The 14091-nt window shown below is 74.5% G+C and carries 14 protein-coding genes and 1 pseudogene; 12 read left to right on the top strand and 3 right to left on the bottom strand.

Annotated elements, in window-relative coordinates; genetic code table 11:
* Positions 1-75: 75 nt before the first annotated feature.
* The 5 genes from ACQPYN_RS25920 (at position 76) to ACQPYN_RS25900 (ending at position 5640) form a co-directional block, all read left to right on the top strand.
* The gene (locus tag ACQPYN_RS25920; protein WP_433029240.1) at positions 76-1674 is read left to right on the top strand and encodes a peptide ABC transporter substrate-binding protein; all 1599 of its coding nucleotides are present in this window, start codon (positions 76-78) and stop codon (positions 1672-1674) included.
* Positions 1675-1764: 90 nt separating this feature from the next.
* Positions 1765-2691: an ABC transporter permease gene (locus tag ACQPYN_RS25915; RefSeq protein WP_433029238.1), complete on the top strand. Its 927-nt coding sequence runs from the start codon at positions 1765-1767 to the stop codon at positions 2689-2691.
* On the top strand, positions 2684-3610 hold the full coding sequence (locus ACQPYN_RS25910; protein ID WP_433029236.1) for an ABC transporter permease: 927 nt from the start codon (positions 2684-2686) through the stop codon (positions 3608-3610). The genes ACQPYN_RS25915 and ACQPYN_RS25910 overlap by 8 nt, the downstream gene beginning before the upstream one ends.
* 3 nt (positions 3611-3613) lie before the next feature.
* Positions 3614-4636, top strand: coding sequence for an ABC transporter ATP-binding protein (locus tag ACQPYN_RS25905; RefSeq protein ID WP_433029234.1), 1023 nt, complete (start codon positions 3614-3616; stop codon positions 4634-4636).
* Complete coding sequence (locus ACQPYN_RS25900; protein WP_433029232.1) at positions 4633-5640, top strand: ABC transporter ATP-binding protein; 1008 nt, start codon at positions 4633-4635, stop codon at positions 5638-5640. The genes ACQPYN_RS25905 and ACQPYN_RS25900 overlap by 4 nt, the downstream gene beginning before the upstream one ends.
* 79 nt (positions 5641-5719) lie before the next feature.
* Here the strand turns inward: ACQPYN_RS25900 and ACQPYN_RS25895 are convergent, their stop codons facing one another.
* The gene (locus ACQPYN_RS25895) at positions 5720-6277 is read right to left on the bottom strand and encodes a GNAT family N-acetyltransferase (protein WP_433029230.1); all 558 of its coding nucleotides are present in this window, start codon (positions 6275-6277) and stop codon (positions 5720-5722) included.
* Between the two features lie 62 nt (positions 6278-6339).
* Between ACQPYN_RS25895 and ACQPYN_RS25890 the strand changes: the two genes are divergently transcribed.
* From ACQPYN_RS25890 to ACQPYN_RS25860, 7 genes and pseudogenes are all read left to right on the top strand, one after another.
* Positions 6340-6759: a PIG-L family deacetylase gene (locus ACQPYN_RS25890; RefSeq protein WP_433029228.1), complete on the top strand. Its 420-nt coding sequence runs from the start codon at positions 6340-6342 to the stop codon at positions 6757-6759.
* The gene (locus ACQPYN_RS25885; protein WP_433029226.1) at positions 6753-7202 is read left to right on the top strand and encodes a hypothetical protein; all 450 of its coding nucleotides are present in this window, start codon (positions 6753-6755) and stop codon (positions 7200-7202) included. Before ACQPYN_RS25890 ends, ACQPYN_RS25885 begins: the two co-directional genes overlap by 7 nt.
* Positions 7199-7648: a hypothetical protein gene (locus tag ACQPYN_RS25880; RefSeq protein ID WP_433029224.1), complete on the top strand. Its 450-nt coding sequence runs from the start codon at positions 7199-7201 to the stop codon at positions 7646-7648. The genes ACQPYN_RS25885 and ACQPYN_RS25880 overlap by 4 nt, the downstream gene beginning before the upstream one ends.
* Before the next feature lie 29 nt (positions 7649-7677).
* On the top strand, positions 7678-8508 hold the full coding sequence (locus ACQPYN_RS25875) for a hypothetical protein (protein ID WP_433029222.1): 831 nt from the start codon (positions 7678-7680) through the stop codon (positions 8506-8508).
* A gap of 215 nt (positions 8509-8723) precedes the next feature.
* Positions 8724-9044: a ferredoxin gene (gene fdxA / locus ACQPYN_RS25870; RefSeq protein WP_274193902.1), complete on the top strand. Its 321-nt coding sequence runs from the start codon at positions 8724-8726 to the stop codon at positions 9042-9044.
* Positions 9045-9076: 32 nt separating this feature from the next.
* A pseudogene (gene dapC, locus ACQPYN_RS25865) lies at positions 9077-10182 on the top strand (succinyldiaminopimelate transaminase).
* A gap of 7 nt (positions 10183-10189) precedes the next feature.
* The gene (locus ACQPYN_RS25860) at positions 10190-11380 is read left to right on the top strand and encodes an MFS transporter (protein ID WP_433029219.1); all 1191 of its coding nucleotides are present in this window, start codon (positions 10190-10192) and stop codon (positions 11378-11380) included.
* Here the strand turns inward: ACQPYN_RS25860 and ACQPYN_RS25855 are convergent.
* Both ACQPYN_RS25855 and ACQPYN_RS25850 read right to left on the bottom strand, forming a co-directional pair.
* Positions 11371-12036: a response regulator gene (locus tag ACQPYN_RS25855; RefSeq protein ID WP_433029217.1), complete on the bottom strand. Its 666-nt coding sequence runs from the start codon at positions 12034-12036 to the stop codon at positions 11371-11373. The genes ACQPYN_RS25860 and ACQPYN_RS25855 overlap by 10 nt on opposite strands.
* Positions 12033-14078, bottom strand: coding sequence for a sensor histidine kinase (locus ACQPYN_RS25850; RefSeq protein WP_433029215.1), 2046 nt, complete (start codon positions 14076-14078; stop codon positions 12033-12035). The genes ACQPYN_RS25855 and ACQPYN_RS25850 overlap by 4 nt, the downstream gene beginning before the upstream one ends.
* Positions 14079-14091 lie beyond the last annotated feature (13 nt).

Raw genomic sequence — 14091 nt, 5'->3', positions numbered from 1 at the left:
CCCGCAGTCGTGTCACGCGCGGTGATTGCCCGGTCGCCCCGCGCGAGGAGTCGGGTTCTCTCGAGGAGGTAGACGTTGCCGTTGCGCCGCCTGGCCACCGCCGTGGCCGCTGCTCTCGCCGTGGCCCTGGTCGCGACGGCGTGCGGCGGGGGAGGGGACGACCAGTCCGCCCAGACCGTCACCCTCGACTGGGGTGAGCCGGAGAACGCGCTGATCCCCGGCAACAACACCGAGCAGAACGGCGGCGACGTCCTCGACGCGCTCTTCGCCGGGCTCGTGAAGTACGACGTGAACACGGCCGCACCGTCGCCGGAGGCCGCGGAGTCGATCACCTCGGCGGACAACAAGGTCTGGACCATCCGCCTCAAGCCGGGCTGGACGTTCCACGACGGCACCCCGGTGACCGCACAGAACTACGTCGACGCCTGGAACTGGGTCGCCGCGGGCCCCAACGCCGCCCAGGCGCAGTCGTTCATGGAGAAGATCGACGGGTACGACGAGGTCTCCACCGAGACGCCGACCGCGCCGACCATGCGGGGCCTGCGGGTGGTCGACCCGCTGACCTTCCAGGTCACCCTCAAGGCGCCGTTCGTCATCTTCCCGACGACGCTGGGCTACTCGGCCTACTACCCGCTGCCCCAGAAGTTCTTCACCGACCGCGCCGGCTACGAGGCCGCGCCGGTGGGCAACGGCGAGTTCAAGTTCGAGTCCCGGACGCCCAACCAGAACCTCACCCTGGTGCGCAACGACCAGTACGCCGGCAGCGACAAGCCGCAGGTCCCGCGCCTGGAGTTCCGTGTCTACACCGAGATCCAGACGGCCTACGACGACGTCGTGTCCGGCAACCTGGACCACGTGAAGGCGATCCCCTCCTCGGCGCTGGCCGGCGGGCGCTGGCGCCAGGACCTCGGGGCCGGCGCGCACGCCAAGGACGGCCTGCAGACCACGGCGCTGGGCTTCCCGCTCTACGACCCGCGGTTCGCCAACCCGCTGGTGCGCCGGGCGATGTCGATGGCCATCGACCGCCAGGCGATCGTCGACCAGATCTTCGGCGGCACGTACAAGCCCGCCGACGGCCTCGCGACGGCGGCCGCGCAGGGGTACCTCCCGAACCAGTGCGGCGAGAACTGCCAGTTCAACCCGCAGCGGGCGCGCGAGCTGCTCGCCCAGGGCGGCGGGTTCTCGGGGCCGCTGACGCTCACCGCGAACGCCGACGGCGGGCACGCCGAGTGGATGCAGGCGGTGACCAACCAGCTGCGCCAGAACCTCGGCGTCGACGCGCAGTACACGCCGCTGCCGTCGTTCTCCGAGGTGCGCCAGCAGGCGAACGCCTTCCAGTTCACCGGCCTGTTCCGCGCGGCGTGGATCGGCGACTACCCGAACCTGGAGACGTTCCTGACGCAGCTCTACCGCACCGACGCGTCGTCGAACGACTTCAAGTACTCCAACCCCGCCGTCGACGCGGCGCTCAGCCAGGCCGACCAGGCCCCGACCGAGCAGGCCGCCGAGGCGGGGTACCAGCAGGCCGAGCGGCTGATCCTCGCGGACATGCCGTCGATCCCCCTGTTCACCCGGCAGATCATCTACGGGGACTCGGCGCGGCTGGCCTCCGGCGAGCGCAACCCGCTCGACCGGCTCGTCACGACGTCGTTCCGGCTCAACCCCCAGGGCTGATCCCGTCACCGACCACCACCACCGCCCGCGCGGGACCCGGGTCCACCCGGGTCCCGCGCGGCGGGTCGGACCGACCGGAGGAGAGCCACCGTGGGCCGCTACACGCTGCGGCGCCTGCTGCAGCTGATCCCCGTCTTCCTGGGGACCACGTTCCTCGTCTACTGGCTCGTCTGGGGCCTGCGTGAGGACCCGTTCGCCGGCAAGTGCGGGCAGCGCGAGTGCTCGCCCGCGTTCCGGGCCGCGCTGACCGAGCGCTACAACCTCGACGACCCGCTGATCGTCCAGTACCTCAAGTACCTGGGTGCGATCCTGACCGGCGACTTCGGCCAGACGTTCTCCGGCACGGAGGTGTCGACCCTCATCGCCGACGCGTACCCGATCACGATCAAGCTCGCGATCATCGCGCTCGTCATCGAGGCGGTCATCGGGATCGTCGCCGGCGTCGTCTCCGGACTGCGGGGTCGCGGCTTCGCCGACACGCTCGTGCTGGTCTCGACGCTGTTCCTCATCGCGCTGCCCGTGTTCGTCACGGGTCTCGTGCTGCGCCAGGTCCTGGGCGTGGACCTCGGCATCATCCGCACATCGGTCCCGGCGAACCCGTCGATCGGGGAGCTGATCGTGCCGGGCTTCGTGCTCGCCAGCCTCTCGATGGCCTACGTCGCGCGGCTCACCCGCACCAGCCTCATCGAGAACACCCGCGCCGACTTCGTCCGCACGGCCGTCGCGAAGGGCCTGCCGCGTCGCCGGGTGATCGGCGTGCACATGCTGCGCAACTCGCTCATCCCGGTCGTGACGTTCCTCGGCACCGACATCGGCGCGCTCATGGGCGGCGCGATCGTCACCGAGGGCGTGTTCAACATCCGCGGGATCGGCGGGCTGATCTACAAGGGCCTGCAGCAGCAGGACATCGCCACCGTGGTCGGTGTCGTCGCGCTGCTGGTGATCGTCTACCTCGTCGCCAACCTCGTCGTGGACCTGCTCTACGCCGTGCTCGACCCGAGGATCCGCTATGACTGAACTCGCGACGTCGCCGGACACGGCGAAGGACGAGGGACCGGCCGTCGAGGAGACCCGCGGGCTGTGGGTCGACGCGTGGGCCGAGCTGCGCCGCCGTCCCCGCTTCTGGATCGCCGCGGCTCTGATCGTCCTCCTGCTGCTGATGGCGCTCGTGCCGTCACTGTTCACCTCGGTGGACCCGACCGTCGGCGAGCTCTCACGCTCGCGGCAGCCTCCGGGGGACGGCGCGATCTTCGGCTACGACCTGCAGGGCCGCGACGTCTACGCCCGCACCATCTACGGGGCGGCGCCCTCGCTCGCGGTGGGCTTCCTCGCGACACTCGGCACGATGGTGATCGGCTCCCTGGCGGGGCTGCTCGCCGGGTACTCGCAGGGCTGGGCGGACTCGTTGCTCTCGCGGATCGGCGAGATCTTCGCCGGCCTGCCCTTCGTCCTCGGCGGCATCGTCATCCTCACCTCGCTCAACGAGCCGGGCGAGATCGTGGGCGCCCAGGAGCTCGTGTTCCAGGTGGTGCTGACGATCGTCGTGCTGACCTGGCCGGTGGCCATGCGGATCATGCGCGCCGCCGCGATCGAGGCGGCCCAGCAGGACTACGTGAAGGCCGCCCGGGCGCTCGGCGCGGGCCCGTTCCGCGTCGTGCTGCGGCACATCCTGCCGAACACGCTGGCGCCGGTGCTGGTCTACGGCGCGATCCAGTTCGGCGTCTTCATCGGCGCCGAGGCGACGCTGTCGTTCCTCGGCATCGGGCTGCGCGACCCCGTCGTCTCCTGGGGCGTGATGATCGCCGAGGCAAAGGACCGGGTGCAGGACATCCCGTGGGCGCTGTTCTTCCCGGCCGGGTTCCTCGTGATCACCGTCCTGGCCTTCGTGATGATGGGCGACGCCGTGCGCGACGCCCTCGACCCCCGGGGACGGTGACGCATGGCTCCCCTGTTGGAGATCTCCGACCTCCGCGTGGAGTTCGGACGCGGCGGGCAGACGGCGTCGGTGCTCAACGGCGTGGGCTACCACGTCGACGAGGGCGAGACGCTCGCCGTGCTGGGCGAGTCGGGCTCGGGGAAGAGCGTCACCGCGCAGACGGTGATGGGCATCCTCGACACTCCGCCCGGGCGGATCACCGGCGGCTCGGTGCGCTTCCGCGGCGAGGAGCTGCTCGGCGCCGACCCGGAACGCCGGCGGCTGCTGCGCGGCGAGTCGATGGCGATGATCTTCCAGGACGCGCTGTCGGCGCTGAACCCCGTCTACACGGTGGGCTTCCAGATCGCCGAGCAGTTCCGCTTCCGCCGGGGGATGTCGCGCAAGGACGCGATGGTGCGCGCGACGGAGATGCTCGACCAGGTGCACATCCCGAACGCGAAGCAGCGCGTCAAGGAGTACCCGCACCAGTTCTCCGGCGGGATGCGCCAGCGCGCGATGATCGCGATGTCGCTCGCGCTGGACCCCGAGCTGCTGATCGCCGACGAGCCGACCACCGCGCTCGACGTCACCGTGCAGGCCCAGATCATGGAGCTGCTCGAGGAGCTGCGCCGCGAGCGGGGCATGGGGCTGGTCCTCATCACCCACGACCTCGGGGTGGTCGCGGAGGTCGCCGACCGGATCGCGGTGATGTACGCCGGGCGGATCGTCGAGCACACCGACGCCGCGACGCTCTACGCCCGGCCCGGTCACCCGTACACGCGCGGGCTGATGGACTCGGTGCCGCGGGTCGACGACGTCGCCGGCGCCCCGCTGCGGCCCATCCCCGGCCTGCCGCCGAGCCTCGCGGCGATCCCGGACGGCTGCCCGTTCCACCCGCGCTGCGCGCACGCGGTGGACCGGTGCGTGACCGAGGTGCCGGCGCTGCGGGAGCTCGGTGGGGATCACCAGGCGGCCTGCCACTTCGCCGAGCGCTTCGTCGCCGAGGGGACCGACCGTCCGACGACGCATGAGGTGGTCAGCCGATGAGCGAGCCGATCCTGGCCGTCCGTGACCTGGTCAAACACTTCCCGATCACGCGGGGCGTGCTGTTCCGCAAGACCATCGGGCACGTGCGCGCCGTGGACGGCGTCTCGCTGGACCTGTACCCGGGCGAGACGCTCGGGGTGGTGGGCGAATCGGGCTGCGGGAAGTCGACGCTCGCCCAGGTGCTGATGCGCCTGATCCCGCCGACCGGGGGCACCGCGACCTTCGAGGGCGAGGACCTCTTCGCCAAGAAGGGCGCGGCGCTGACGGCCTGGCGGCGCGACATGCAGATCGTCCTGCAGGACCCGTACACGTCGCTGAACCCGCGCAAGACCGTCGGCGACATCGTCGGCGAACCCTTCGACATCCACCCCGAGGTGGCGCCGAAGGGCGACCGCCAGCGGCGGGTGCAGGAGCTGCTCGAGGTGGTCGGGCTCAACCCCGAGCACATCCGTCGCTACCCGCACCAGTTCTCGGGCGGGCAGCGCCAGCGCATCGGGATCGCGCGCGCACTGGCCCTGCGCCCCAAGGTGATCGTGTGCGACGAGCCCGTCTCGGCGCTCGACGTGTCGATCCAGGCCCAGGTGCTCAACCTGCTCGGCGACCTGCAGCGCGAGTTCGGTCTGGCGTACCTGTTCATCGCACACGACCTGGGCGTCGTGCGCCACCTCTGCGACCGCGTCGCGGTGATGTACCTGGGCTCGATCGTGGAGACCGGGAGCGCCGAGGAGATCTACCAGCGCGCGAGCCACCCGTACACGCAGGCGCTGCTGTCGTCGGTCCCCGTGCCGGACCCCTCGCTGCGTGGGCGCCGCGAGGCCATCCATCTCACCGGCGACGTGCCCAGCCCGGCCGACCCGCCCTCGGGCTGCCGGTTCCGCACGCGCTGCCCGAAGGCCCAGCCCGTGTGCGCGGAGGAGCCCCCGGCGCTCGAGGTCCGGGCGTCCACCGACCACCCCGCGGCGTGCCACTTCGCCGAGCCCCCGCACCTGGTCCGGACGGAGTAGCCCGGTTCGTGTCAGCGGCGGACCGTCGCTGACACTCAGCGGCCGTATCGCTCCGTGGATCACTCGCGCGCTGGTCCGGTCAGACGAGCTGCCCGTCGCGGGCGAACACCCGCGCGGCCGGCCACGCCGACAGCGGCCGGCCCGCGGCGTGGACCATCGCCGGGTCGGCGTCGACGCGGCTGCGGTGGTGGGTGTCGATCAGGTGCACGCTCACGCCGGGCAGCCGCGTCCAGCCCGCGGCACGGTAGAAGCCCTCGACCGCGGGTCCGCACGACACGAAGCCGAACGGGACGTCGAGGTCGACGAGGGTCGTCACCACCTGCGCCATCAGCGCGCGGCCGACACCGCTCCCGTGCCGGTCGGGGTCCACCGCGACGAGGCCCACGTCGCCGACGAGGACGTCGGGCCCGTCGGGCACGGCCCGCAGGAAGCGACGGATGATCCCCGCGTGCGCCACGGGTGTCTCGCCGGCGCGCGCGACCACCCGCAGTTCGGGGCGGGCGCCCGCCCAGCTCCGTCCGTCGCCGAACCGGACGGACTGCGCGGCGTAGGCGCGTCCCAGGAGCGCGGCCAGCGCCCCGTGCGCCGCGTCGTCCAGCTCGATCTCCCACGACACCGACCACGCCAGGTCCGTCACGCCACCAGTCTCGTCCCCACCCGGCGCGAGCGCGCACGTCCGGACGGCCTAGCGTGCCGGGCGTGAGCCTGCTGCTCGTCCACGCCCACCCGGACGACGAGACGATCACCTGCGGCGGGCTGATGGCGCTCGCCACCGGCGCCGGGGTGCCGGTGACCCTCGTGACCTGCAACCGCGGCGAGCTCGGCGAGGTGATCCCGCCCGGGCTCCGGCACCTCACCGGCGACGCGCTCGGCGAGTACCGCGAGGGCGAGCTCGCCCGGGCCTGCGCGGCGCTGGGCGTCACCGACCACCGCTGGCTCGGCGGCGACGGCACCGGGGTCGGACCGTGGCACGACTCGGGCATGGTGCTCGCCGGCGCGGGCATCCGCGCCGCCGCGCCGGCCACGGTCGGCGACGGCGCCTTCGCCGCCCCGGGGCGTTCGGGGCGCAGGTCGAGGCGCTGGTCGCGGTCCTGCGCGAGGTCGAGCCGACCGTGGTGATCACCTATGACGAGGGCGGTGGCTACGGCCACCCCGACCACGTCCGCGCCCACGAGGTGACGACGGCGGCGGTCGCGGCCGTCGACCCGGACGCCGCGCGGATCTCGGTGGAGGCGACCGCGGCGGCGCACGACGAGGTCGACGCCGGCCTCGCCGCCCTGCGCCGGCGGGCGTGGCTGCCGCTGCCCGTCCCGCCGGTGGAGGACCTGCCGACGGTGCCGGACGCGACGATCACCACCCGGATCGCCCTGGGCGCCGCGCGCGTGGCCAAGCTCGCCGCCCTGCGCGCCCACGCCACCCAGATCGCGGTCCACGACGACGGCCGCGAGCCGCCGGCCTACGCGCTGTCCAACGACCTCGCCCAGCCGGTCCTGCCCACCGAGTGCTTCGTGCACCTCCGGGGCCCGGCGGGTGGCCTCGACGCCCTGCTCCCGCCTCGGTGACCGCGTCCGACGAGCCGTCCACCCCCACCCGGCGTCGCCCGGTCCTCGCCGTCGTCGTGGTGGTGATCCTCGCCGTCGACGCGATCCTGCTGGCCTGGACCGAGATGGCGTGGCTGACCATCCGCACCGAGGGCACGGGGTTCCCGCTGCCGCTGTCCGCGCTGGTCGCCGCCGTGACGACGCCGCTGCTCGTGCTCGCCGCCGACGCCGCCATGCCCCGGTCGGCCGCCCTGTTCGCCCCGCTCGGCACGTGGACGCTCACGGTCGTCGGCGCCGGGCTGTGGAGCCCGGCGGGGGCCGGTGTGCTCCCGCCGGACTGGCGCGCGGTCCTGCTCCTCGCCGCCGGAGTCCTGCCCGCGCTGGTCGTCGGGATGCGCCGTCCCGGCCGGTACGACCCCCTCCCGCCCACCTCCGGACCCGTGAGACACGAGTCCGGGGACGGTTGAGCGGCGCGGCGGTCGGGAACCGACCGGCCATGCCCGCCATCCCGGACGACCACGTCGTCCGCGTCCTGCGCCCCTTCGTGGCCGCCACCGGCCCCGTCCTGCGGGGCCTGCGTGACGCCGACCCGTTCCGGCTCGGACGCCTCGCCCGCCGCCGCGCCCTCGAACTGCAGGAGAGCGGCGGTCGTGCCCCCGAGCAGGCGCCGACCAGCCGCCGGGGGAAGGTCGCCCGGGTCGCGCGGACGGGGCGCGCCCGGGCGCTCGACCGTCTCGCCACCTCCAAGCTCCCCGGCACCCCGCGCTGGCAGACGATGAGCCCCGAGGAGCGCGACGACTGGTGGGTGTCGCGGGTCGGGCGCTTCACCTCCGTCGTCGCGTCCATTCCCGGCATCGGGGGCGCGCTGGCCCGCCGGCTGCCGGTGTCGGACATCCTCGGCCTCGCCGCGCAGGGCCTCGTGATCTGCGCGATCGCCGGTGAGCACGGGCTCAACGGCCGTGACGAGCAGGTGCGGCTGCTGGCGTCGGTGCTGTTCGGGCGCGACGTCGACCCGTCCCGCCACGGCGACCCCCACGCGGCCGACGTCGAGCGCGAGGCCGGCGAGCTCAGCGGCACGGTGGGGGAGGAGAAGGAGGAGCGGGGCCGGCTCTCGGCCCTGGCCCGGGCGGTGTGGCGGATGGGGAGCACGCTGTGGGGCCTGCAGTCCGAGCTCGACCGGCGCCCGAAGGGCAACCGGGCCTGGCGGACGCTGGCCAACGTGCCCGTCGTGGGCGCCGTCGGGAGCTACCGCAGCGAGCGTTCGGGTCTGAAGCGCGCGGCCCGCGCCGCGGCGCGCTGGGTCGCCCGTGAGCAGGGACGACGGTGACGGTGGGGTGACGGTGGACAGCGCCGCGCGTCGCGGGGACGGTGGGGGGTGTGGTGGCCGACACGGCCCGGAGGACCAATCGGACCCTCCCCGCACGGGCGTGACGCGTCGGCGACCGGAATACTCGCCGCAGGCGTCCCCCGTGGGCTCCGCATGACACCACCATGTGAGGGCCGGGGTACGCCGGACGACGCGAGTGAGGAGCAGGAGCAGACGTGACGTACGTGATCGCAGAACCGTGTGTCGACGTGCTCGACAAGGGTTGCATCGAGGAATGCCCTGTCGACTGCATCTACGAAGGGGGCCGGATGATGTACATCCACCCCGACGAGTGCGTCGACTGCGGGGCGTGCGAACCGGTCTGCCCCGTCGAGGCCATCTACTACGAGGACGACGTCCCGGACCAGTGGTCGGTCTACACCCAGGCGAACGTCGACTTCTTCGACGAGCTGGGGTCGCCGGGCGGTGCCTCCAAGGTCGGCAAGGTCGACCGTGACGCGGGCCCCGTGCCCGCGCTCCCGCCGCAGGGGGAGTGACCTCGACCTCGAGGGGGTCCGTCGGCGTGGGGGTGCGTTTCCCCGCGCTGCCGGACTTCCCGTGGGACAGCCTGACCGCCGCGGCGGCCGTCGCCCGCAGCCATCCGGACGGCGTCGTCGACCTGTCGGTCGGGACACCGGTCGACCCGGTGCCGACGGCGATCGGGGAGGCCCTGGGCGCCGCCTGGGACTCCCCGGGCTACCCGCAGACCTGGGGCACCCCGGCGCTGCGGGAGGCGGCCGTCGACGCGCTGGCGCGCCGTCACGGCGCCGGGCGCACCGACGGCGAGGGCCTCGACCCGGACGCGGTGCTGCCCACGATCGGCTCCAAGGAGCTGGTGGCCTGGCTCCCGACGCTGCTCGGCCTGGGTCGTGGCGACGTGGTCGCGTTCCCGGACCTCGCGTACCCCACCTACGAGGTCGGCGCGCAGCTCGCGGGCGCGCAGCCGGCGCGGGTCGGTGACGACGAGCCGCTGCCCGACGACACGCGGCTGGTCTGGCTGAACTCGCCGTCGAACCCCACGGGCCGCGTCCTCGACGCCGGCGCGCTGGCCGCGCGCGTCGAGGAGGCCCGGGCGCTGGGCGCGGTGGTGGCCTCCGACGAGTGCTACCTGGCCCTGCCCGGGCGCGGCGTCGTCACGACGTCCGTGCTGGACCCCGTCGTGCACGGGGGCAGCGTCGAGGGCCTGCTCGCGGTCCACTCGCTGTCGAAGACGTCGAACCTCGCGGGCTACCGCGCCGGGCTCGTGCTCGGCGACCCCCAGCTCGTGGCCGGCCTGCTCCAGGTGCGCAAGCACGCCGGGATGATCGTGCCGCGCCCCGTCCAGGAGGCGATGACGGTCGCGCTGCGCGACGACGAGCACGTCGCCGCGACCCGCGCGCGCTACGACGCCCGCCGCGACGTGCTGCGCCCGCGCTCGAGGCCGCCGGCCTGCGCGTCGAGCACTCCCGGGCCGGCCTGTACCTGTGGGCCACCGCCGACGAGCCCTGCCGCGCCACCGTCGACCGCCTCGCCGGGCGCGGCATCCTCGTCGCCCCCGGCGAGTTCTACGGCCCCGCCGGCGGGGCTCACGTCCGCGTCGCCCTGACCGCCTCCGACGAGCGCATCGCCGCGGCCGCGGAGCGCCTGGCGGGGTGATCCCGTCGTGCCGGACACCCCTGTGACCGAGACCCGACCCGCCGTCCGCCCGGTCGTCGTCCTCCTCGCCGTCCTGGCGCTGGGCGTCAACCTGCGCGCCGCGCTCTCGGCCTATCCGCCGTTGCTGGAGACGATCCGCGCCGACCTCGGCCTCTCCGCCGGGTTCGCGGGACTCGTGCAGGCCGCGACGATCCTGATGATGGGCGCCGGGTCCTTCGCCGCGCCGATCCTCGCGCGGCGCGTCGGCCGCGAGCAGGCCGCGGCCCTGGGCATCGCGGCGATCGCGCTCGGCTCGGCGACGCACGGGGTGCCCGCGGCCGTGACCCTCGTCGCCGGCAGCCTCGCGATCGGGCTCGGCATCGGCGTCGTCGGGGTCGCGATCACCGGGGTCGTCCGCGACCACCTGCCCGAGCGCGCCGGCGCCGCCACCGGCCTCTACACGGTGTCGATGATGGGCGGGGCGACGGTGGCCTCGCTGACCGCGCTGCCCCTGCAGGACGCGCTCGGCGGGTGGTGGTGGGCGCTGGCGGCGTGGACGGTGCCGGCCGTGCTCGCCCTCGTCGTGTGGTGGCCGGCCACCCGGCGACTGCACGACATCCCCGCGGCGGCACCGGTGCGCCTGCCGTGGCGCAACCGCTTCGCCCGGCTCGCGGTGCTGTTCCAGGCGATGTCGTCGGTGCAGTTCTACGGGTGGCTGACCTGGCTGGCCCCGTTCTACGAGGCGCAGGGGTTCTCGACGGCCCGCGCCGCGGTGCTGCTCTCGGTGTGGAACGTGGTGCAGATCCCCGCCGCCCTGCTGGTGCCGCTGGCCGCGGAGCGGCGTCGCGCCTGGGCGCCGTGGGCGGCGTTCTGCGTCGTGTGCGGGGCGATCGGCGTCACCGGAATCCTCGTCGCGCCGGTGCTGCCCGTCGTCGGGCCCTGGGTGTGGGTCGTCCTCGCCTCGGTCGCCGTCGGCGCCGGGTTCCCGCTCGGCCTCGCCGTCGTCGCGTGGCGCACCCCGGACGGGGCCACCTCGGCGTCGGTGTCGGCGCTGACCCTCGGCTCGGCCTACCTCCTCGCCGCCGTCGCCCCGCCCGTGATGGGCGTGCTCATCGACCTCGCCGGCTTCCGCGCGGCCCTGGCGGTCATCGCCGCGGGCGTCGTGGTCCAGGGCGTCGCGGTCGTGCGTCTCGGACCGCGCCGGGTCACCTACACCTGACCGGCGCCGCCCAGCCCCGCCCGGCGGGCCCGGGCGACGGCCTCGGCCCGCCCGCTGACGCCCAGCTTGGCGAACACCGACGACGCGTGGTTGGTGACCGTCTTCGGCGCGAGCCCGAGCCTCGTGCCGACGGCCGTGGTGGTCAGGCCCGCGGCGAGCAGCTCGAGGACCTGGCGCTCCCGCTGGGTCAGCTCCCCGAACGGCTCGGCGGACCGGTCGGCCCCGGCGAGGAGGCCCAGCACGCGGCGGGCGATCCCCGGCCCGAAGATCGCCTCCCCGGCGGCCACCGCGTGGATGCCGCGCACGATCTCCTCCTGGGTGGCGCCCTTGAGCAGGTAGCCCTGGGCGCCGGCGCGCATCGCGGCGAAGACGGTGTCGTCGTCGTCGAACATCGTGAGCATCAGGACCGCCACCGACGGCGCCGCCCGCAGGACCTCGGTGGCGGCCGCGACCCCGTCGAGGTCGGGCATCTGCACGTCGAGCACGAGGACGTCGGGGGTCTCGGTCACCGCGGCCCGGACGGCCTCGCGGCCGGTCGCCGCGGTCGCGACGACCTCGAGGCCCGGCACGGACGACAGGAGCGCGGAGAGCCCGTCGCGGATGACGGGGTGGTCGTCGGCGAGGACGACGCGCAGTGGTCCCTCGGCGGCGCTCACAGCGGCAGCCTCGCGGTGACGCGGCCACCCTCGGGCACCGGCCCGGCGTCGAGGGTGCCGCCGAGCTCGGCGACCCGTTCCCGCATCGAGGTGAGCCCGACGCCCGGGATCCAGGACCCGGTCGACGGTGCCGGTGGGGTCCCGTCGTCGGTCACCGCCAGCTCGAGCGCCCCGTTGTTCGTGATCCGGACCTGCACGTGGGACGCGGCCGCGTGCCGGACCGCGTTGGTGACCGCCTCGACCGTGATCCGGTACGCCGCCGCCTCGACCGCCGCCGACAGGGGCGGGAGATCGCCGTCCTCGTGCACGGTCACCGTGACCGCGCCCCCGCCCAGCCCGTCGACGTGGCGCCGGAGCGCCCCGACCAGCCCGAGCTCGTCGAGGGCCGGCGGCCGCAGGGCGTAGACGAGGCGGCGGACGTCGTCGATCGCGTCGGTGGCCGCGGCCCGCAGCGCCCGCAGGAGGGCCTCCGCCCGCGGCGGGTCGGTGGTCAGGACGTTGCCGGCGGCGTCGGCGGAGAAGGCGATCCCGGTGAGGGCGGGCCCGAGGCCGTCGTGGAGGTCGCGGCGCAGCCGCCGGCGTTCCTCCTCCCGGGTGCCGACGAGCTCCTCCCGCGCGCGCTGGACCGCCTCCGAGAGCCGCGTGGCGTGCGCGGCGACGGCCAGCGGGACGGCCAGCAGCTCGAGAGCGGCCCGGTCGGCGTGCTGGAGGGCGCCCTGGCCCCGGCGGACGCCGACGACGAGCTCGCCGACGTCCTCGCCGCGGTACCGCAGGGGGAGTGTCTCGGTGGTCGCCGGCCCTGTGGGCCCTGTGTGCCCTGTGTGCCCTGTGCCGTGGGCCGCGGTGACCTCGCCGTCCCGGCGGACCGCGACGTAGGGCAGCCGCAGCGCCTCGGCGACGGCGACCAGCACGTCGTCGGGCTCCGTCCCGGCGCGCAGGCGCTCGCCCATGCGGGAGAGGGCACGCACGGGGTCCGCGCGGTCGCCGTAGAGGGCCCGGTCCACGACGCGCTGCAGGCGCACCCGCACCGGGTTGAACCCGACCGCGATCACCAGGGTGGCCAGGACGCTCGTGCCCGGACCCGGGGCGAGCCCGCCCGCGCGGCGCAGCAGCACGTCCGCGACGGCGACCAGTGCCAGGTAGACGCCCACGACCCCGGCGGTGAGCAGCGCGTAGAGCACCGTGCGGGAGAGCACGAGCCGGATGTCGAGCAGCTGGTGGCGCAGCACCGCGATCGTCATCGCGGCCGGGATCAGGGCGATGGCGAGCAGCTGCAGGATCGGCCCGGCGCCGAAGAGGCCCCAGGGCACGAGGACCACGATCGTCAGCACCAGCGCGAGCACCAGCCAGAGCAGCTGGCGGCGCCGCTGCTCGTCGCCGCGGCGGTAGCGCACCACCAGGCCCACGACGGCCGCCACGAGCACCAGCAGCTGGAGGATCTCCGAGGTGGTCCACAGGGGTGCGAGGGCGGCGTAGCCGTCGATCACGAGCCACGGCCGCAGGGCACGCCCCACCACCTGACTGGGCCCGGCGCCGGCGTTGAGCACGAACAGCAGCGACGCCGCCGCCGTGGCCCCCGCGACGGCCCGCCAGACCCGTCCGGGCAGCAGGCCGTCGGGGAAGACGAGCAGCGCCAGCGGCAGGAAGAGCGCGATCGACCAGGGCCAGGCGAAGGCGAAGACCGTGTCGAGCGTCCGCAGCACCGGCTCGGGCCACGCCCGGTCGGTGCTGAGCAGGACCAGGGGCGCCGCGGCGGCCGTCGCCGTCTGGCTCACCCCGGCCGCGAGGAGGAGCCAGCCCAGCGCGCGGGAGGGCCGCTGCCAGGCGATCAGGACGCCCGCGGTGGCGCACGAGAGCCCGATCGCGATGTTGGTGACGACGAAGCCGTCGACGGCCTCGGCCAGCGAGACGCCGGCGAGGCCCGCGCCCACGACGGCGACGACGATCTCGAGGACGACGAGCGCGAACAGCCCCCAGGCGACGACGGTCGAGCGCCCGCTGGTCCCGCCCTGGGTCCCGTCGCTGGTCACGCCCGTGGTCACGGTGCCGAGTGTG

Source organism: Actinomycetospora sp. CA-053990 (assembly GCF_050948445.1).
GTDB lineage: Bacteria > Actinomycetota > Actinomycetes > Mycobacteriales > Pseudonocardiaceae > Actinomycetospora > Actinomycetospora callitridis.
Note: the sequence above shows the minus strand (reverse complement) of the source record. Positions and strands in the feature narration are given on the sequence as shown.

Bases quoted from the DNA above. Each gene is read 5' to 3' on its own strand.
- ACQPYN_RS25910 (WP_433029236.1), top strand. From the start codon at position 2,684: ATGACTGAACTCGCGACGTCGCCGGACACGGCGAAGGACGAGGGACCG.
- ACQPYN_RS25905 (WP_433029234.1), top strand. From the start codon at position 3,614: ATGGCTCCCCTGTTGGAGATCTCCGACCTCCGCGTGGAGTTCGGACGC.
- ACQPYN_RS25900 (WP_433029232.1), top strand. From the start codon at position 4,633: ATGAGCGAGCCGATCCTGGCCGTCCGTGACCTGGTCAAACACTTCCCG.
- ACQPYN_RS25875 (WP_433029222.1), top strand. From the start codon at position 7,678: ATGCCCGCCATCCCGGACGACCACGTCGTCCGCGTCCTGCGCCCCTTC.